General features: G+C 57.8%; 20 protein-coding genes. 10 read left to right on the forward strand and 10 right to left on the reverse strand.

What is annotated here, in order from left to right; all coding sequences use genetic code 11:
* Positions 1-66 precede the first annotated feature (66 nt).
* Genes ABIE60_RS02670 through ABIE60_RS02700 form a run of 7 tightly spaced genes read left to right on the forward strand, consistent with a single transcriptional unit; the run spans position 67 to position 6,328 of the window.
* On the forward strand, positions 67-741 hold the full coding sequence (locus tag ABIE60_RS02670) for a thermostable hemolysin (RefSeq protein ID WP_354467541.1): 675 nt from the start codon (positions 67-69) through the stop codon (positions 739-741).
* Positions 719-2,137 carry an AMP-binding protein gene (locus tag ABIE60_RS02675; RefSeq protein ID WP_354467542.1) on the forward strand — a complete coding sequence of 473 codons (1,419 nt, stop codon included), beginning with the start codon at positions 719-721 and terminating at the stop codon, positions 2,135-2,137. The genes ABIE60_RS02670 and ABIE60_RS02675 overlap by 23 nt, the downstream gene beginning before the upstream one ends.
* 13 nt (positions 2,138-2,150) lie before the next feature.
* The gene (locus ABIE60_RS02680; RefSeq protein ID WP_354467544.1) at positions 2,151-2,801 is read left to right on the forward strand and encodes an iron-containing redox enzyme family protein; all 651 of its coding nucleotides are present in this window, start codon (positions 2,151-2,153) and stop codon (positions 2,799-2,801) included.
* 9 nt (positions 2,802-2,810) lie between these two features.
* The gene (locus ABIE60_RS02685) at positions 2,811-3,620 is read left to right on the forward strand and encodes an SDR family oxidoreductase (protein WP_354467546.1); all 810 of its coding nucleotides are present in this window, start codon (positions 2,811-2,813) and stop codon (positions 3,618-3,620) included.
* A gap of 14 nt (positions 3,621-3,634) precedes the next feature.
* Positions 3,635-4,273 carry a tetratricopeptide repeat protein gene (locus ABIE60_RS02690; protein WP_354467547.1) on the forward strand — a complete coding sequence of 213 codons (639 nt, stop codon included), beginning with the start codon at positions 3,635-3,637 and terminating at the stop codon, positions 4,271-4,273.
* Between the two features lie 10 nt (positions 4,274-4,283).
* A complete protein-coding gene (locus tag ABIE60_RS02695) occupies positions 4,284-4,949 on the forward strand; it encodes a response regulator (protein ID WP_354467549.1) in 666 nt (221 codons plus the stop codon).
* The gene (locus ABIE60_RS02700; protein ID WP_354467550.1) at positions 4,946-6,328 is read left to right on the forward strand and encodes an ATP-binding protein; all 1,383 of its coding nucleotides are present in this window, start codon (positions 4,946-4,948) and stop codon (positions 6,326-6,328) included. The genes ABIE60_RS02695 and ABIE60_RS02700 overlap by 4 nt, the downstream gene beginning before the upstream one ends.
* Before the next feature lie 4 nt (positions 6,329-6,332).
* Here ABIE60_RS02700 and ABIE60_RS02705 read toward each other — a convergent pair whose 3' ends face one another.
* The 9 genes from ABIE60_RS02705 to ABIE60_RS02745 form a co-directional block, all read right to left on the reverse strand.
* On the reverse strand, positions 6,333-6,692 hold the full coding sequence (locus tag ABIE60_RS02705; protein WP_354467552.1) for a MerR family transcriptional regulator: 360 nt from the start codon (positions 6,690-6,692) through the stop codon (positions 6,333-6,335).
* Positions 6,664-6,975 (reverse strand): integration host factor subunit alpha, encoded by a 312-nt coding sequence (ihfA, locus tag ABIE60_RS02710; protein ID WP_354467553.1) that lies wholly within the window; start codon positions 6,973-6,975, stop codon positions 6,664-6,666. Before ihfA ends, ABIE60_RS02705 begins: the two co-directional genes overlap by 29 nt.
* Positions 6,976-6,991: 16 nt before the next feature.
* On the reverse strand, positions 6,992-9,367 hold the full coding sequence (pheT, locus tag ABIE60_RS02715; protein WP_354467555.1) for a phenylalanine--tRNA ligase subunit beta: 2,376 nt from the start codon (positions 9,365-9,367) through the stop codon (positions 6,992-6,994).
* A 39-nt stretch (positions 9,368-9,406) separates the two neighbouring features.
* On the reverse strand, positions 9,407-10,390 hold the full coding sequence (gene pheS, locus ABIE60_RS02720) for a phenylalanine--tRNA ligase subunit alpha (RefSeq protein WP_354467556.1): 984 nt from the start codon (positions 10,388-10,390) through the stop codon (positions 9,407-9,409).
* Positions 10,391-10,476: 86 nt separating this feature from the next.
* The gene (gene rplT, locus ABIE60_RS02725) at positions 10,477-10,833 is read right to left on the reverse strand and encodes a 50S ribosomal protein L20 (protein ID WP_091821399.1); all 357 of its coding nucleotides are present in this window, start codon (positions 10,831-10,833) and stop codon (positions 10,477-10,479) included.
* A gap of 42 nt (positions 10,834-10,875) precedes the next feature.
* Entirely contained in the window at positions 10,876-11,070 is a 195-nt protein-coding gene (rpmI, locus tag ABIE60_RS02730) for a 50S ribosomal protein L35 (protein WP_091821403.1), read from the reverse strand.
* Between the two features lie 107 nt (positions 11,071-11,177).
* Positions 11,178-11,738, reverse strand: a complete 561-nt coding sequence (gene infC, locus ABIE60_RS02735) for a translation initiation factor IF-3 (RefSeq protein ID WP_502914935.1) — start codon at positions 11,736-11,738, stop codon at positions 11,178-11,180.
* Positions 11,735-13,654, reverse strand: a complete 1,920-nt coding sequence (thrS, locus tag ABIE60_RS02740; RefSeq protein WP_354467557.1) for a threonine--tRNA ligase — start codon at positions 13,652-13,654, stop codon at positions 11,735-11,737. The genes infC and thrS overlap by 4 nt, the downstream gene beginning before the upstream one ends.
* A gap of 165 nt (positions 13,655-13,819) precedes the next feature.
* Entirely contained in the window at positions 13,820-14,509 is a 690-nt protein-coding gene (locus ABIE60_RS02745) for a FadR/GntR family transcriptional regulator (RefSeq protein WP_354467558.1), read from the reverse strand.
* Between the two features lie 129 nt (positions 14,510-14,638).
* Here ABIE60_RS02745 and ABIE60_RS02750 point away from each other — a divergent pair, with 129 nt between their 5' ends.
* Genes ABIE60_RS02750 through ABIE60_RS02760 form a run of 3 tightly spaced genes read left to right on the forward strand, consistent with a single transcriptional unit; the run spans position 14,639 to position 17,526 of the window.
* The gene (locus ABIE60_RS02750; protein ID WP_354467560.1) at positions 14,639-15,430 is read left to right on the forward strand and encodes a (Fe-S)-binding protein; all 792 of its coding nucleotides are present in this window, start codon (positions 14,639-14,641) and stop codon (positions 15,428-15,430) included.
* A 12-nt stretch (positions 15,431-15,442) separates the two neighbouring features.
* A complete protein-coding gene (locus tag ABIE60_RS02755; RefSeq protein ID WP_354467562.1) occupies positions 15,443-16,861 on the forward strand; it encodes a LutB/LldF family L-lactate oxidation iron-sulfur protein in 1,419 nt (472 codons plus the stop codon).
* Positions 16,858-17,526, forward strand: coding sequence for a LutC/YkgG family protein (locus ABIE60_RS02760; protein ID WP_354467563.1), 669 nt, complete (start codon positions 16,858-16,860; stop codon positions 17,524-17,526). The genes ABIE60_RS02755 and ABIE60_RS02760 overlap by 4 nt, the downstream gene beginning before the upstream one ends.
* A gap of 3 nt (positions 17,527-17,529) precedes the next feature.
* Here ABIE60_RS02760 and ABIE60_RS02765 read toward each other — a convergent pair whose 3' ends face one another.
* Positions 17,530-18,069, reverse strand: a complete 540-nt coding sequence (locus ABIE60_RS02765) for a retropepsin-like aspartic protease family protein (RefSeq protein ID WP_354467564.1) — start codon at positions 18,067-18,069, stop codon at positions 17,530-17,532.
* Position 18,070: the final 1 nt, after the last annotated feature.

Below are 18,070 nucleotides of genomic sequence, written 5' to 3' on the forward strand. Positions count from 1 at the left end.
TCACTCCCTTAAGACTTCTTTAAGTTTTCAAGACCAGAATGCGTGGCTATGAACAGGAGTCACGCCATGAGTCTTAACCCTCCACGCATCAACCAGCCGACCAGTCTTAGTCTGCATGATCAGGCCTGCGCAGTGCGTCCGGGTATTGAAGCGTTTATTCGCGAACGTTTCCGAGTCGTACATGCTGCTGATATTCATGACTTTCTGCCGACGCTGGTCAGTTGCCGTAACGCACGCGGCGAGCTGGTAGCCGCTGCCGGTTTCCAGCTGGCCGCTGAGGCATCCCTGTTTCTGGAGACCTATCTCGATACGCCCATCGAACACTGTCTGGCTGACCGGCTTACAGTAATGCCGACACGCGACAGGATCGTTGAGGTCGGCAATCTCGCCACCCTTAAGCCCGGCCAGGTTCGCCAGTTGATTGTGACGTTGGCAGCCTGGTTCGACCGCCGCCAGCTCGAGTGGGCAGTGCTGACTCTGACGCCAACGCTGATCAACAGCTTTCGACGCTTGGGACTGGAGTTGCATCCGCTGGCACCCGCTCGGCACGAACGGCTGAGCCATGGCAGCAGCAATTGGGGGCATTATTACGACCAGAAGCCTATGGTGGTTGCCGTTTCCATTCCGGCCGGTGCTGCCTGCCTGCGTCGCCAGGCAATGACCCACCCGACTCACGCCACGTACGAGCGCCCAACACTTACCACCACCGAGAACGCCCATGCCCTCCCATCTGTTTGCTGAACTGACCCGGCTGGCTCAGAGCCAGCCTGATGCTGTCGCACTGCGTGATACCCATGGCACCGTGCACTGGGGTGAATTACCGGCGGCGGTTGATGCATTGGCTCTGCGCCTGAGCGAGCACGGAGGCGAGCGTCTCGCACTGCTCGCCGACAATAGCCGTCACTGGATACTGACCGACTTGGCGGCACTGAAGTTGGGACGGGTCCTGGTGCCGGTGCCTCTGTTCTTCTCTGACACACAACGCAGCCATCTGCTTGAGCGGGCGGGCATCGATACACTGATCACTTGCGAACAGGATCAACTGCAACTGCATCGCCTGAGCAATCCTGTTACCGATCTGCATGCGGGCACCGCCAAGATCACCTTCACCTCGGGTACCACCGGGGCACCCAAAGGGGTCTGTTTGAGCGCTGAGCAGCAACTCAACGTCGCCCGCGCACTCACCACACAACTGGCTCCGCTGGCCATCCGCCGACACCTGTGCCTGCTGCCTCTGGCCACTTTGCTGGAGAACATCGCGGGCGTCTACACCGCCCTTCTGATGGGAGCCTGTATCGAGCTACCTTCGCTGCAGAGTTTGGGCTGGCAAGGCTCAAGCGGGCTCGATAGCCAATGTTTGCTGGGTGCTTTGCACCAGCATCAGCCGGACTCTCTGATCACGCTGCCACACGTACTGTCGGCCCTCACCCGGGCTGCTGAGCAGGGCGCAGCGCTGCCGATGTTGAAATTTATCGCCGTTGGCGGTGCCCGCGTGGGGGCTGAGTTGATCCGGCGCGCACGTGCCGTTGGCCTGCCCGCTTACGAAGGCTATGGTTTGTCGGAGTGTGCCTCGGTTGTCAGTCTGAATACGCCCGCGCAAGACTGTATCGGCAGTGCCGGAGCGCCACTGGCACACAACAGTCTGAGCGTCAGCGCCGCGGGCGAACTGCTGATTGACGGTAATCGAATGCTCGGTTACCTCGGAGAACCGGCCCCGACTGGCCCCTATGCGACCGGCGATCTTGTACGCCTTGATGAAGACGGTTTTGTGCATATCGAAGGTCGCATGCGCAACGTCATTATCAACAGCTTCGGTCGCAATATCAGCCCTGAGTGGGTGGAATCGGAACTGCTGTCACAGCCGGGAATCGAGCAAGCCGTTCTGTTTGGTGAAGCACGCCCCTTCAATACCGCACTGATCCACGCCCCGACACTGGACGATGCGGCGCTGCAACGAAGTGTTACTCAGGTCAACACCCGCCTGCCCGATTACGCTCGCGCCCTGCGTTGGGTTCGGGTCCCGAATGCGATGAGCAGTGCCGAGGGGCTGTTCACTTTGAATGGACGACCACGCCGCGATGCGATCGCCACACGCTTTACCGAACGTCTTGAATCCGTTTATCAACTTGACCACTGAAAGGGATAGCGCCATGTCCTTCTACGATCAGCTACAACGCGACACTGGCGATGCACGCCAGTACCTGCTGGACGCACCGATTATTGTCGCCTGCCAACGCGGCGAGATCAGTCACAACCAGTACACTGAGTTTCTGACCCAGGCCTACCACCATGTCAAACATACCCTGCCGCTGCTGATGGCGTGCGGTGGACGACTGCCCGAAAGCCATGAGTGGTTGCGCGAAGCGGTCGCCGAATATATCGAGGAAGAGACCGGGCACCAGGAGTGGATACTCAACGATCTGGCCGCCTGTGGCCTGGACAAGGAAGCCGTACGTCGAGGGCAGCCGTCGATCGAAACGGAACTGATGGTTGCCTACGCCTACGACATGATCCAGCGGGTCAACCCGGTCGGCTTCTTCGGCATGGTTCAGGTGCTCGAAGGCACCAGCGTTGCGCTGGCTACGCCGTTGTCACACATCATTCAAGATCGATTGGCATTGCCTGACAGTGCGTTCAGTTATCTGCGTTCACACGGTTCACTGGATCAGGACCACATCAAGTTCTTTCAAAGTCTGATGGAACGTATCGACAACCCTGACGAGCAGGCCCTGATTATCCACAGCGCACAGGTGTTCTACCGCCTCTACGCCGATATTTTCCGTAGCCTGCCCACCGCATGAGAGGTAGCCATGCAATTTGACCGTCGACATATCCTGATTACCGGGGCCAGCGGTGGTATCGGCTCCGCACTCGCCCGTGCACTCGCCACCGAAAAGGCGGCATTGCTCCTGCATGGTCGTAACCGGAACACACTCACAACACTGGCCGATGAATGTCGCCAGCTCGGCGCCCGAGAGGTCCAGGTCTGCAGCGCTGATCTGGCCACGACCGAAGGACGTGCCGTACTGACCGACCATGTACAGAGCAACTTTTCAAAGCTGGACACATTGATCAATAACGCGGGGATAAGTCGTTTTCAGGTGTTCGACCAGCAAACACCCGAGCAGATTGAGCAACTGCTGACGACCAACATCACCGCACCCATCCTGCTGACCCGTGCACTGATCACCCCCCTGCTGGAAACAGCGGGCGAATCACCGGTCATCCTCAATATCGGCTCCGCCTTCGGTGCGCTCGGCTTTCCCGGTTACAGCACCTACTGTGCCAGCAAAGCAGCGATTCGCCTGTTCTCCGAAGCACTGGCTCGCGAGTTCAGTGACACGCCGCTGCGGGTACAGTATCTCGCCCCCCGTGCCACCCGCACCGACATCAACTCTGACAGTACCAACGCCATGCTGGCAGCCACAGGTAGCGCCTCTGACAGTCCGGAACAGGTTGCTCAGATCGCACTGAAACTGCTGCGCTCTGGCCGGGCCCAGGTGACCATCGGCTGGCCGGAAAAACTGCTGGTCAGACTCAACGGCCTGCGCCCTGAGGTGATCAGCGCAGTCCTCAACAAGCAACTCGGCAAAATAAAACCCTTCGCCAAGCACCACTAAACGGGAGCCTTGTCATGAAACTGGCTACACACATGCGTACTGCCTTGCTGACCCTCACGCTCGGTTGTGCCACTATTACCCAAGCGGCCACACCTGAACAGCTGCTGCCGTACCAGCAACGCTGGGCCGAAATACAGTACAGTCTGGATCAAAAAGCCCAGGCCGATGCCTTCGATGACCTTGCAACACAGTTGGCCGAGCAGCTGACCGCTCAGCCCCACGACCCCGAGCTGATGATCTGGCAAGGTATCGTTCTCAGCTCCCAAGCGGGCGCCAAGGGCGGCCTGGGAGCCTTAAAGCTGGTAAAGCAGGCACGCACACTGTTTGAGGCCGCCATTGAACAGGATGCCTCTGCTCTGAACGGATCGGCACTGACCAGCCTCGCTACTCTTTACCATCAAGTCCCGGGCTGGCCACTTGGATTCGGTAGCGATGACAAGGCACAGGAGCTGTTCGAACAGGCACTGGCGATCAATCCGGACGGCATCGACAGCAACTATTTCTATGCGGCCTTCCTGCTCGAAAAAGGCGACAATACTCGCGCTAAAGCATTACTGGACAAGGCGCTGGCGGCACCGGCACGCCCGGGACGACAACAGGCTGATGCCGGTCGACGCGAAGAGATTCATACGCTGTTGCAACAACTGAAATAAGGACCTGCGGATGCGCATACTGATCGTCGAGGATGATCCCCTGTTGGGGGATGGCATCACCCGCGCATTAACCAAGACGGGTAACAGTGCAGATTGGCTTACCTCGGGCGAAGAGGCTTGGCATATTTTGCAGTTTGAGCACTTTGATTGCATGATTCTCGATCTCGGGCTGCCCGGTATGGACGGTCTCAGTCTGTTACGTCAGCTACGCAAGGCGGGTAACACCCTGCCGGTGTTGATTCTGACTGCTCGTGATGCCATCGAAGATCGTATCGCAGGGCTGGACGCCGGCGCCGATGACTACTTGCTAAAGCCCTTCGACCTGGCTGAGCTGCGTGCGCGTCTGCGCGCAGTTACCCGCCGCTACAAGGGCTATAGCGACACGTTGCTGCAGCTAGGTGATCTCAGCATCGACACGCAGGGTCAAAGCGTAAGCTATTGTGGACACGCAGTTGTTCTCTCCAGACGCGAATATGGCCTGTTGCTGACCTTGGCTGAAAATGCCGGCAAGGTTCTTAGCAGAAGTCGGCTGGAGGAGTCCCTGTATGGCTGGGGGAATGAGGTTGAGAGCAATACGCTCGAAGTCCATATCCACCACCTGCGCAAGAAGCTTAACACCTCGGTCATACGTACCGTACGCGGAGTGGGCTATATGATGGACAGGGTGGACACATGACATCCATTCGCCGCACACTCAGCCTCAGTCTGCTCAGCATCGGCCTCGTTACGGGTCTGGTCACCGCTTCGCTTTCATTCTGGGCCGCGACCGATGAAGCAGAAGAGCTGTTTGATGCCCAGATGGCCCAGATGGCCCGCCTGACAGGCCAGCTCGCGCCAACAGGCCCGCTGCCTCACTTCAAAACGCCAACCGAATTCGAATGGACACCGGCTCACCCTTATGAGAAACAGCTCTCCTACCGAATCGTCGACGCTTCGGGCAGCGTATTAATTACCTCGCCCAGCTTCCCCGAACAGATCGACGCGCCGCCAGTCGCCTCCAGCGGCTACCGCAATCTGACTGTCAACGGCACCCAGTGGAGACTCTTTACACTTGCCGAACCAATCGGCCAACGCTATATACAGGTCTCTCAGGACTATCGCATCCGCCGTGAGCTGGCAGTGAAAATTGCCATATCCAATACCTTGCCTATCCTGATTTTTCTGGGACTGTTCGGACTCACGATCTGGTGGCTGATTGGGCGCAATCTGCGCCCACTGGTAACATTGAGTCATGAGGTTGCTGCGCGGGGCTCAGATCACCTTGAGCCACTGGCTTTACAGCAAATACCTGATGAAATTGATGGCTTGGTCAGAGCACTCAACGCACTGCTGGCACGACTGCAGCAGAGCTTCGAGCGCGAACGCCGTTTTACCGCCGATGCTTCACACGAGCTGCGCACGCCCCTGGCCGCCTTGCAAATTCATTGCGAAAATCTGTATCAGGACTTGGGTGACAGCGAGAGTCGCATCAGCTGTGCTCAGATGTTAAAGGGAATATCATGGATGAACCGGATGGTCGAACAGCTGCTTCAGCTGAGCCGACTTGACCCGCAAGCCCACTTGCCTGATAGCGCAAAGGTCAACCTCAACAAGCTGTGCCGAGACGTCATTGACGATCAGATCGGTTTCGCGATTGCACGGAACATCGACCTTGGACTCAATGCACCCGACCACCCCCTGTCTCTGCAAGGCAATGCCTTTTATCTGAGCCTGATGCTGCGCAATCTGATCGACAACGCCCTGCGCTACACCCCTTCAGGGGGTGAGGTTACCCTGACGCTGGAATCGGTCGATGATCATATCGTAATGAGCGTAATCGACTCAGGCCCGGGTCTCAATGATGAACAGAAGATGCGCGTCTTCGAGCGGTTCTATCGCCAGGGGCAGAACGGTACCGGGAGCGGTTTGGGCCTATCGATTGTGCGCCTGATTACACACTTGCATCAGGCCAGGATTACCCTGCTTGAGCGCAGTGATGGTAAAGCAGGACTGGTTGCACGCGTTGATTTTGCCCCTGAGCTACCCACTGGCAGCGGAACCGGGGTACAGGCCTGAACCGTCATACCGACTTCAGCAGTGTACGTATTTCCTCAAGCTCCGTAATCGTCTGGCGCAGCAGCTGACGATAACGCGCCGCATCGTCACCGGCACTTTCACCGGCAAGCCATTGGCGTGCACCGGCAATGGTGTAGCCCTGCTCATGCAGAAGGCTTCGGATCTGGCGCAGCAACAACAGGTCTTTGTGCTGGTAATAGCGGCGATTGTTGCGTTTAACCGGCTGTATCTGTTTGAACTCCTGCTCCCAGTATCGCAACACATGGGGCTTGAGCTGACACAACTCGGCGGCCTCGCCGATGGTGAAATAGCGTTTGGAAGGGATGGGCCCCAGTTCAGACGCTGTCTGGCTGGTGTCCGGCATGGATCTCCACGCGCTCCTTGAGTTTCTGCCCCGGGCGGAAGGTAACCACCCGGCGAGCAGAGATGGGGACTTCCTCTCCGGTCTTCGGATTTCGACCCGGGCGTTCGCGCTTGTCGCGCAGGTCGAAGTTACCGAAACCAGAGAGCTTTACTTGCTCGTTGTGCGCCAGACTGGTGCGGATTTCATCAAAAAACGAATCCACCATATCCTTGGCTTCGCGCTTGTTCAGGCCCAGTTCCTCATAGAGGCGCTCGGCCATATCGGCTTTGGTCAACGAGCTCATGTCGGTCACCCTGTGTTTACTCTCGTAACGTTGCACCACAACGGTCGCGGAGTGCAGATACAACGGCACTCACCGCACTGTTGATCTCTTCTTCATTAAGAGTGCGTGATGGGTGCTGCCAGGTCAAGCCCAGAGCCAGACTTTTTCGTCCCGGTTCAATACCTTGGCCCTGGTATACATCAAACAGTGTAACCTGCTTGATGAATTCTCCTGCCGTTTCAGCAGCGGTATTGCGGATGTCGGCAAACGCCGTTGCCTGATCCACCACCAGTGCCAGATCGCGACGCGACTCAGGGAATTTCGACAGTGACGCAAAGCGCGGCAGGCGTCCACCCGTCACGGCATCGAGCGTGACTTCAAACAGATAGACCGGGCCGTTCAGGTCCAGTTTTTTCAGTAGTGACGGATGCAGCGCACCTATGAAACCGACGGTTTCACCCTTGCGTTCAATACGCGCCGCCTGCCCCGGATGCAATGCCACATGACGGTCGGCCACAAAGCTGAACTCGGCCGCACAGCCGCCCAGTGCCAGCAGTGATTCAAGATCACCCTTGGCATCGAAGAAATCCAGCTTGTCCTTGCCTGCAGTCCAGCCTTCGGCATCACGGTTACCGGCGATCAGACCTGCAATCACGTTTTCCTGCAGCAAACCCTCAGCCTTGGGTACAAAGCGCTGGCCGGTTTCAAACAGACGCACGCGGCTCTGCTGGCGATGCTGGTTGTACTGCAGCGCCTTGGCCAGGCCCGGCCAGAGCGTAGTTCGCATCACAGCCATTTCAGCCGAAATCGGGTTGGCCAGTGCCAGCGCCTGATGCTGGTCATCAAACGCCTTCTGCAGTTCGGCTTCAATGAAGCTGTAGGTGATCGCTTCCTGATAGCCGCGCGCAATGAGGTGACGGCGCAGCTGTTGCAGGGTCAAACGCGCTTCCGCAATGGGCGGAATCGGCAGCTGAGCGGTCGGCGTGTGCACCGGCAGGTTGTTGTAACCATACACACGGGCAATCTCTTCGATCAGGTCGACTTCGATGGTGAGATCAAAGCGATAACTCGGCACGGTGACCTGCCAACCATCTTCCACTTCAACCAGCAACATGCCCAGACGATTCAGAATCTCTTCAACCTCGGCATCCGGAATTTCCAGTGCCAGCACCGCCGCCAGCTTGCTGCGACGCAGGAGGACCTGTTGCACTTCAGGCAGATCGGCCTCGGAAACGGCTTCTACCACCGGACCCGGTTCACCGCCTACAATGTCCAGCAACAACGCTGTAGCACGCTCGATCGCCTTGCGCTGCAGCTGCCAGTCGACGCCACGCTCGAAGCGGTGCGAGGAATCGGTGTGCAGGCCATAACTGCGGGCACGACCGGCAATCGCCAGCGGCGCGAAGAAGGCACTTTCAAGGAAGATATCGCGTGTCGCTTCAGTGACCGAGGTCGGCTCGCCACCCATGATACCGGCCATGGCCACCGGGCCATTGGCATCGGCAATCACCAGAGTATCGGCGTTCAGCTCGACTTCCTGACCATCCAGCAGCACCAGCTTTTCACCCTGCTCAGCCAGACGCACGCGAATGCCGCCTTCGAGCTTGCTCAGATCAAAGGCATGCATCGGCTGGCCCAGTTCCAGCAGTACATAATTGGTCACATCTACCACCGGGTCGATGCTGCGCACTCCGGAGCGACGCAGCTTTTCCTGCATCCACTGCGGTGTGGCAACACCCGGGTTGATATTGCGAATTACGCGGCCCAGATAACGCGGGCAGGCATGGCCATCGACCAGTTCGACCCCGAAGCGATCATCCTTCTGCGGCGCAACCAGTGCCGCTTCAATCTGAGCCACTGCGGTCTTGTTAAGCACGCCCACTTCTCGCGCCATGCCGGCGATGCTGAGGCAGTCGCCACGGTTTGGCGTCAAATCAACATCGATGATCTTGTCATTCAGGTTCAGAAACTCACGAATGTCCTGACCGACCGGTGCGTCTTCCGCCAACTCCATGATGCCGCCATGATCTTCGGAGAGACCCAGCTCATCTTCGGCGCAGAGCATGCCGAAGGACTCGACCTGACGCAGTTTGGCCTTCTTGATCTTGAAGTCACCCGGCAGAACGGCACCGACACGGGCAAACGCGGTTTTCAGCCCGGCACGTGCGTTGGGTGCACCGCAAACCACCTGCACGGTCTGCTCGCCGTCATTGACCTGACATACCTGAAGCTTGTCGGCGTTGGGGTGTTGTTCGGCGGTCAGAATTTCACCGACCACGACACCACTGAACTCTCCGGCAACGCTCTCAATATCATCGACCTCAAGGCCGGACAGGCTGAGTTGGTCAGCCAGTTCCTGAGTTCCGATCTGCGGCTGAACCAGCTCGCGCAACCACTGTTCACTGAATTTCATGCTGCTTTCCTGAAAAATCTGTTGGTGTGCGTTGACGTCTTACTTGAACTGGCCGAGGAAGCGCAGATCGTTTTCAAAGAACAGGCGCAGATCATCCACGCCGTAGCGGAGCATCGCCAGACGCTCAACGCCCATACCGAACGCAAACCCGGTAAACTCTTCCGGATCGATGCCGGAGTATTCAAACACCTTCGGGTGCACCATGCCGCAGCCGAGTACTTCCAGCCACTTGCCGTCACCGCGGTCGATATCCACCTCAATGGAAGGCTCGGTGAAGGGGAAGTAGGATGGACGAAAGCGCACTTTCACATCCTCTTCGAAGAACTCACGCAGGAACTGCTCCAGCGTGCCCTTGAGGTCAGCAAAGGTAATGTTGCGATCGACCAACAGACCCTCGACCTGATGGAACATCGGAGAGTGTGTCTGATCATAGTCACAGCGATATACGCGACCGGGGCAGATGATGCGGATGGGCGGCTGCTGCGCTTCCATGGTACGCACCTGCACCGGCGAGGTGTGGGTCCGCAGCAGAGTATGAGCATCGAAGTAGAAGGTATCATGCATTGCCCGCGCCGGATGATGAGCCGGAATATTCAGCGCTTCGAAATTATGATAGTCGTCTTCAATCTCGGGACCCTCTGCAACGCTGTAGCCGATACTGCCGAAAAAGGCCTCGATACGCTCCAGGGTGCGGGTCACGGGGTGCAATCCACCCACCGGTTGACCGCGACCCGGCAGGGTCACATCAACGGTTTCCGCCGCCAGTTTTGCTTCCATCGCGGCACTTTCCAGTGCATCGCGACGCGCCGTAATGTCGGCCTGCAAAGCATCCTTGGCTTCGTTGATGCGGGCACCCGCAGCAGGACGTTCATCTGCAGACAGCTTGCCCAACCCCTTGAGCAGCTGAGTCAGCTCACCTTTTTTGCCAAGATACTGCACCCGGATTTCGTCCAGCGCAGCCAGCGTATCAGTTTCAGCAACAGCCTGTTTGCCTTGCGCCAACAGGGTCTCAAGATTTTCCATTTCCGGCTCCAGACAAAAATAGGGGAAGAGCTTGCACCCTTCCCCTATTCGATTCGATCATTTACCTACCAATAGGCGGGCGTATGTTACGCCAGTGCAGCTTTGGCTTTCTCGACAACCGCAGTAAAGGCACCCTGCTCGTATACAGCCAGGTCAGCCAGAACCTTACGGTCGATTTCGATGTTGGCTTTTTTCAGGCCAGCGATAAAGCGGCTGTAGGACAGACCGTTGATGCGAGCGGCAGCGTTGATACGTGCAATCCACAGAGCGCGGAACTGACGCTTACGCTGACGACGGTCACGGTACGCATACTGACCAGCTTTGATGACAGCCTGTTTGGCTACACGGAACACACGGCTGCGGGCACCGTAGTAACCTTTGGCCTGTTTCAGAATTTTCTTGTGACGGGCGCGAGCCTGTACACCACGTTTTACGCGAGGCATGGCAATTCCTTCCTATAAAAACTAATAATGACCGAAAAAAACTCAGAGATAAGGCAGCATGCGCTTAACCAGAGCCTGGTCAGCAGCATGAACCTGCAGCATCGGGCGAAGCTGACGCTTACGCTTGGTGCTTTTCTTGGTCAGAATGTGGCTTTTGAAGGCCTGCTTGTGCTTCACGCCGTTAGCGGTTTTCTTGAAACGCTTTGCCGCACCGCGGACAGTTTTGATCTTAGGCATTAACTTTCTCCACGCATTCGTTTGTTAGTCAGCCTACCCGGACAAACGACAAGACCCGTCACCGGATTTCCGAAGAGATCGAGGTGACGGGTCCTGCTGTCGGGTGACTATTTCTTTTTCGGAGCCAGTACCATGACCATTTGACGACCTTCCATTTTCGGACGCTGTTCAACAGTACTGATTTCGGTCAGATCCTTTTCGATCCGCTCCATCAGCTGCATGCCCAGCTCCTGGTGAGCCATCTCACGACCACGGAAGCGCAAGGTAACCTTGCCCTTGTCTCCGCTTTCAAGGAAACGTATCAGGTTGCGCAGTTTTACCTGATAATCCCCTTCCTCCGTACCCGGACGGAATTTCACTTCCTTGACCTGCATCTGAGACTGCTTCTTCTTCGCCTCATTTGCTTTCTTCTTGGCCTCGTACTGATGCTTACCATAGTCCATGATCTTGCAGACAATGGGATCAGAATCCGAGATCTGAACCAGGTCAAGTTCGGCTTCCTGAGCTTTCTCAAGAGCCTCTGGAATCGAAACAACACCAATCTGGTTTCCATCCGCGCCGATCAGACGGCATTCGGTGGCACGGATATTTTCATTGATTGGCGGCAGAGGCGCACGGCCTCCACGTCTGTTATCACGCCTGATAGCTATATCTCCTGACGATTTTATTTTGCCTGACGGCCTTTGCGCTCGGTTTCATGAACCAGCTGCTCAATCAGCGCATCGACGGTCAGCGTACCCAAATCCTCACCGGAGCGCGTACGCACTGCAACGGTTCCGGACTCGACCTCTTTGTCACCCACCACCAACAGGTAGGGCACTTTTTGTAGAGTACGCTCGCGGATTTTAAAGCCGATCTTCTCGTTTCTCAAGTCCGCAGTGGCTCTAAGGCCGCTTTTTTCCAGTTTTTCTGCCAGTTCGCGACAATAGGCCGCCTGATTATCGGTAATATTCATCACCACAGCCTGCAGCGGTGACAGCCACAGTGGCAGTGCACCGGCATAATGCTCGATCAGAATACCGATAAAGCGCTCAAACGATCCGAGAATGGCACGGTGCAGCATCACCGGCGTTTCACGTTCGCCATGCTCGTTAACAAACTGGGCGCCAAGACGCCCCGGCATCGAGAAGTCCACCTGAATGGTGCCGCACTGCCAGACGCGACCGAGGCAGTCACGCAGTGAGAATTCGATTTTCGGGCCATAGAAAGCGCCTTCGCCCGGCAGCTCTTCCCAGTCCAGACCGGCGGTATTCAGCGCATCGGCCAGAGCCTTCTCAGCCTTATCCCAGCTTTCATCGGACCCGACACGCTCGTCCGGGCGGGTCGACAGCTTGTAGAGGATGTCACTGAAGCCGAAGTCGGCGTAGACCTCATGCAAGAAGTCGATAAACGCCGCCACTTCGGTCTGAATAGCGTTCTCGGCACAGAAAATATGCGCATCATCCTGTACAAAACCGCGCACACGCATGATGCCGTGCAGCGAGCCTGAGGGCTCATTACGGTGGCAGGAGCCAAACTCGGCCAGACGCAGCGGCAGGTCACGGTAGGAACGTAGCCCCTGATTGAACACCTGCACATGACAGGGGCAGTTCATCGGCTTGATGGCAAAATCACGGCTCTCGGAGTGAGTGGTGAACATCTGCTCCTGGAACTTGCCCCAGTGGCCGGACTTTTCCCACAGGGTACGCTCAACCACCTGCGGAGTCTTGATCTCCTGGTAGCCATGGCCACGCTGTTTGGTACGCATGTACTGCTCAATCTGCTGATACAGCGTCCAGCCGTGCGGGTGCCAAAACACCATACCCGGCGCCTCTTCCTGCATGTGGAACAGGTTCAGCTGCTTGCCCAGCTTGCGGTGGTCACGCTTTTCGGCCTCTTCCAGACGGTGCAGATACGCTTTCAGCTCCTTCTTGTCGCCCCAGGCGGTGCCGTAGATTCGCTGCAGCATCTCGTTCTTGGCATCACCGCGCCAGTAGGCACCGGCCACCTTCATCACCTTGAATGCCTTGATATGGCCGGTTGAGGGCACATGCGGGCCTCGACACAGGTCGATGAAGTCGCCCTGTTTGTAAAAGGACAACGGCTGCTCACCCGGGATGGAGTCGATGATTTCGACCTTGTACTTCTCGCCCATCTGCTCAAACAGCTTGATCGCCTCTTCACGCGACATCACGGAGCGGCTGACCGGCAGATTTTCCTTGGCCAGCTGATTCATGCGGGACTCGATCTTTTCCAGATCTTCCGGTGTGAACGGACGCTCATAGGCAAAATCGTAATAGAAGCCGTCGTCGATCACCGGGCCGATGGTGACCTGTGCACCCGGAAACAGATCCTGTACAGCCATCGCCATCAGATGCGCACAGGAATGCCGAATCACTTCCAGCCCTTCTTCATCACGCGCGGTGACGATCGCCAGATTGACATCGTTTTCGATCAGATAGCTGGTATCCACCAGCTCACCGTTGATCTTGCCGGCGAGGGCAGCCTTGGCCAGGCCAGTACCGATATCGGCGGCCACATCGTGAACGGTAACGGGCTCGTTGAAGGTGCGAGTACTCGCATCCGGAAGCGTAATGACAGGCATGCTCTGTTCCCTGATTGACGGATGTACCCATACGAAAGGCCACATCCTGATTGATACACGGTAAATGAAAGCGGACTTGTGGCTGCGACAGGTACGAGGTGCCGGCCAGTCCGAGCGGCGATTATAGCGGCCAAGCCTGCAAAGCGCGATCAGGGAACGTAAAAATCAGCGGCATCGCTGCAGCAAGTCACGGGTATAGAGGATGTGGGTTCTGGCCGCCTCCCGCGCGGCGCCGGCATCCCTCGCCTGCAGCGCACGATGAATGCTGTCGTGCTGCTTGCCTATCCCGTCGGGGTAGCGTCCCAAACGACCCAGTGTGCGTGACAGCACACTGTAGATCGCATTGAAGTAACGGCTGTAGAACAACTGACTGAAGGAACACACCAGCAGATGATGACTGGACTGGGCAATCAGCATGTGAAACTGCAGATCCGCCTTGGCCTTTTCCAGCGTGCTGTCACCACGACCGAGCGGGCGGCGATTACGTTCGCACATCTGCTGATACTCCTGCTCCAGAGCGAACAGCTCCTCATCACTGGCACGCTGCGCCGCATACCAGGCCGCCTCAGCCTCCAGCACGGCGCGCGCCTCCAGCACCTGCATCTGGAAATCGATATCATCCCCCCGCCCTTCCAGCGGCAGTTCAAGGTGTTGCGCCAGCAGATTGATACAGCGGCTGCGCCCACCCTGACGGGTTTCAATAACCCCGTTGGCTCTCATGCCCGCCAGCGACTCACGGACGGCACCGCGCGAAGCTCCGTATATCTGCATCAGCCTGCGCTCTGAGGGTACCGGGTGCCCGGGCACCCAATCGCCCTCCAGCAACAGGCGTTCCAGCTCATATTGCAGTGTCACCACCACCCCCAGGGATCATTTTGGTAAGACCAGTTGGAAGTATAGCATTCACGCTTCGGGCCTGATCACCTATCTTGAAGCCATACCGTCATGAAACCGCACCGATACCAATCCGAGGTTGCCGACACCATGTCCGACACCCAAACCACGCCGATCAAGGTCGGCCTGTTCGTTACCTGCCTGGCCGACATGTTCCGCCCCGAGGTGGCCTTTGCCACTGTAAAGCTTCTGGAACAGGCCGGCTGTGAAGTGGAAGTACCCCTTAATCAGACTTGCTGTGGCCAACCGGCATTCAATTCCGGTGACAAACACAACAGCCGTACCATTGCGCGTCAGACCATCGAAGCTCTGGAAGGCTATCGCTACGTGGTGGGGCCGTCCGGCTCCTGCATCGGCATGCTGCACCACTACCCGGAACTCTTTGCCGAGGACGATCCCTGGAAAGCGCGTGCGGAAGCGCTCAAAGCTCGCGCCTTTGAGATCACCTCCTTTCTGGTGGACGTGCTGAATTTCAGCGGTATCCAGAGCGACTTCAAGGGCAAGATCACCTATCACGACTCCTGCTCCGGGTTGCGCGAGCTTGGCATAAAGCAGCAGCCACGCCAGTTGCTCGGCGAAATCGACGGCGTTGAACTGACCGAGATGCAGGAAGCGGAAACCTGCTGCGGTTTTGGCGGCACCTTTTGCGTCAAGTACCCCGACATATCCAACCGCATGGTCAGCAACAAGACCGGCTTTGCTGCCGACAGCGGCGCCGACACACTGGTGGGTGGAGACCTGGGCTGCCTGCTCAACATGGCCGGCAAGCTCAAGCGTGAAGGCCGTGAAGTACAGGTACGCCATGTGGTTGAACTGCTCGCCGATATGACCAGAAGCCCGGCAATCGGCGAAGCCGATTATGACCTTGGCCAGCCACTTTAAGCGGAGCCCCCCATGCAGATCAAAAGCCCTGAATTCAAGCAAAGTGCCCGCATCGCACTACAGGATGTCAACCTGCAAAAGGCGCTGGGCAACCTGAAGGCCGGTTTTCCCGGCAAGCGCGCCGCAGCGGTCGCTCGCATGCCGGAATTCGACCAGCTGCGCGATGAAGCTCGCGACCTGAAGAACCATATCCTTGAACACCTGGACCTGTACCTGGAAGAGTTTGAAGCTCGCGTGGTCGAGAACGGCGGCCAGGTACATTGGTGTCGCAGCGCTGATGATGCACGCCAGACTATCCTGCAGATTTGCCGTGAACAGAATGCCAAAACCGTCACCAAGGGCAAATCGATGGTGACCGAAGAGATCAATCTCAACGAATATCTGGAAGAAAACGGCATCCGCCCGGTGGAAACCGATCTGGGGGAGTACATCCTGCAGCTGCGCGGCGATCACCCGAGTCATATCATCGCCCCGGCGATTCACCTCAACCTGGAAGATGTATCCGAAGCCTTCCATGAACACCACAAGCGCCCCAAGCTGACTGACCCGGCCGCCCTGATGGCCGAGGCTCGTGAAATGCTGCGCAAGCAGTTTGTTGCCGCCGATGTGGGAATTACCGGCGCCAACTTCCTGGTGGCTGAAACCGGCTCGACCATCATCGTCACCAACGAGGGTAACGGCGACCTTACCCAGACCTTGCCCAAAACACACATCGTGGTGTCTTCAATTGAAAAGGTTGTACCCACACTGGAGGACATGACGCTGTTCCTGCGCCTGTTGGCGCGTTCGGCCACCGGGCAGGAGTTTTCGGTCTATAACACCCTTTCCTCCGGCAACCGCCGCCCGGACGACCGGGACGGGCCGGAAAATTTCCATGTCGTACTGGTCGACAACGGTCGCAGCGACATGGTGGGCACCGAACTTCAGGAGATGCTGCGCTGTATTCGCTGCTCCGCCTGCATGAACCACTGCCCGGTATACGGCGCTGTCGGTGGTCACAGCTACGGCTGGGTTTACCCCGGTCCCATGGGCTCGGTGCTGACCCCGCAAATGATCGGCATCGAGCAGTCGGCGCTGTTGCCCAATGCATCGACTGCCTGCGGCAAGTGCGAAGAGGTCTGCCCGGTACGCATTCCGCTGCCCAAATTGATGCGTCACTGGCGCGAGAAAGAGTTTGAGCAGCACCTGACGCCTCGCGCTGTCCGCTGGGGACTGGGAAGCTGGGCCTTTTTCGCCACCCGCCCGATGCTGTACCGACTGTTCTCGGCCAGCGCATCCCGGTTCATGCGTCTGCTGGGCGGCCGAAAAGGCAAGATCAGCAAGTTGCCGTTGGCATCCGGCTGGACCGACCACCGCGATATGCCTACTCCCACCGGCAAGACTTTCATGCAGCAGTGGCAAGCGCGCCAGAAACAGGAGAACAAGTCATGAGCAGCCGTGCCGAGATTTTTGCCAACATTCGCCATGGCCTGCGCCGCAGCGAAGCGACGGATGCCCAGCGTGAAGCGGTGCAGCAGCGCTTGCAGCAGCACCCGCGCAATCTGATCCCCGCACGCGGACAGCAGGCGCCCGAGGCTCAGGTTGAGTTGTTCATCCGTATGGCACAGGAAGCGGCCGCTGAAGTGGTTGCACTGGACAGCATCGAGCAGCTGCCAAAGGCGGTGGCGGACACTCTGGAAGCAAAGGGCCAGCGTGAACTGGTACTGGCCAGCGACGAAAGCCTCACTGCACTGGGCTGGGCCTCGGTACATGAGCGTATCCGCTGTCATCAGCGGGTGGGACAGGTGGGAGATGAGGCGAGCCTGACGCTGGCCTTTGCCGGTATCGCCGAGACTGGCACCCTGATGCTCTACTCGCGCCCGGACAGTCCCACCACGCTCAACTTCCTGCCGGATACGCATTTGGTTGTATTGCAGCGCAAGGATATCGTAGGGGTCTATGAGGATGGCTGGGACCGGCTGCGCAGCCTCTGCAGCGGCCGGCTGCCGCGGACCGTCAACCTGATAACGGGCCCTTCTCGCAGCGCCGACATTGAGCAGAAACTGCAGATGGGAGCCCATGGCCCACGTCAGCTGGTGATCTATCTGGTCGGATGACGTCTACCGCGATGGCACACTGAGACTGAGCGTACCATCGCGCTGCACCATATCCAGATGCTGCATGAAGCTCATGCCCAGCAACACCGTATCACCGGGCATATAGGGGTTGATGCTGGCGGTCACATCCCTCAGTTCAATCCCGCCCAGCTGCACCGAGTCCAGTCGTGTGGTATGCACACTGATCACACCGTTGGCGGTCATGGTCTGTTGCCGGCGCCCTCGCTCAAGACCGATTCTCTCCGCCAGCGCCTCGGGCACACTGACCTGGGTCGCACCGGTATCCAGCAAAAAGGTGACCGGCTCACCGTTGATACGCCCCGGGGCAACGTAGTGACCACCACGGTTACGCTGCAGCACCACCTCACCCGCATCATGACTGATCAGGTTCAGATTACGGTTTGGGTTTCGCTTATCCTCGACAAAGTCCGTGAAAAACAGCGTCAGAAGAAACAGCAGCGCTACCCAGGTCAGATGATGCATCCAGCGGGCAAGTCCGCGACGGGTACGGTCAGGATCTGGCTGATGGCGATGTTCGGACATG

The sequence above is a fragment of the Marinobacterium sp. MBR-109 genome, assembly GCF_040547565.1.
Taxonomy (GTDB): Bacteria; Pseudomonadota; Gammaproteobacteria; order Pseudomonadales; family Balneatricaceae; genus Marinobacterium.

Bases quoted from the DNA above. Each gene is read 5' to 3' on its own strand.
- ABIE60_RS02670 (WP_354467541.1), top strand. From the start codon at position 67: ATGAGTCTTAACCCTCCACGCATCAACCAGCCGACCAGTCTTAGTCTG.
- ABIE60_RS02675 (WP_354467542.1), top strand. From the start codon at position 719: ATGCCCTCCCATCTGTTTGCTGAACTGACCCGGCTGGCTCAGAGCCAG.
- ABIE60_RS02680 (WP_354467544.1), top strand. From the start codon at position 2,151: ATGTCCTTCTACGATCAGCTACAACGCGACACTGGCGATGCACGCCAG.
- ABIE60_RS02685 (WP_354467546.1), top strand. From the start codon at position 2,811: ATGCAATTTGACCGTCGACATATCCTGATTACCGGGGCCAGCGGTGGT.
- ABIE60_RS02690 (WP_354467547.1), top strand. From the start codon at position 3,635: ATGAAACTGGCTACACACATGCGTACTGCCTTGCTGACCCTCACGCTC.
- ABIE60_RS02695 (WP_354467549.1), top strand. From the start codon at position 4,284: ATGCGCATACTGATCGTCGAGGATGATCCCCTGTTGGGGGATGGCATC.
- ABIE60_RS02700 (WP_354467550.1), top strand. From the start codon at position 4,946: ATGACATCCATTCGCCGCACACTCAGCCTCAGTCTGCTCAGCATCGGC.
- ABIE60_RS02705 (WP_354467552.1), bottom strand. From the start codon at position 6,692: ATGCCGGACACCAGCCAGACAGCGTCTGAACTGGGGCCCATCCCTTCC.
- ihfA (WP_354467553.1), bottom strand. From the start codon at position 6,975: ATGAGCTCGTTGACCAAAGCCGATATGGCCGAGCGCCTCTATGAGGAA.
- pheT (WP_354467555.1), bottom strand. From the start codon at position 9,367: ATGAAATTCAGTGAACAGTGGTTGCGCGAGCTGGTTCAGCCGCAGATC.
- pheS (WP_354467556.1), bottom strand. From the start codon at position 10,390: ATGGAAAATCTTGAGACCCTGTTGGCGCAAGGCAAACAGGCTGTTGCT.
- rplT (WP_091821399.1), bottom strand. From the start codon at position 10,833: ATGCCTCGCGTAAAACGTGGTGTACAGGCTCGCGCCCGTCACAAGAAA.
- rpmI (WP_091821403.1), bottom strand. From the start codon at position 11,070: ATGCCTAAGATCAAAACTGTCCGCGGTGCGGCAAAGCGTTTCAAGAAA.
- thrS (WP_354467557.1), bottom strand. From the start codon at position 13,654: ATGCCTGTCATTACGCTTCCGGATGCGAGTACTCGCACCTTCAACGAG.
- ABIE60_RS02750 (WP_354467560.1), top strand. From the start codon at position 14,639: ATGTCCGACACCCAAACCACGCCGATCAAGGTCGGCCTGTTCGTTACC.
- ABIE60_RS02755 (WP_354467562.1), top strand. From the start codon at position 15,443: ATGCAGATCAAAAGCCCTGAATTCAAGCAAAGTGCCCGCATCGCACTA.
- ABIE60_RS02760 (WP_354467563.1), top strand. From the start codon at position 16,858: ATGAGCAGCCGTGCCGAGATTTTTGCCAACATTCGCCATGGCCTGCGC.
- ABIE60_RS02765 (WP_354467564.1), bottom strand. From the start codon at position 18,069: ATGTCCGAACATCGCCATCAGCCAGATCCTGACCGTACCCGTCGCGGA.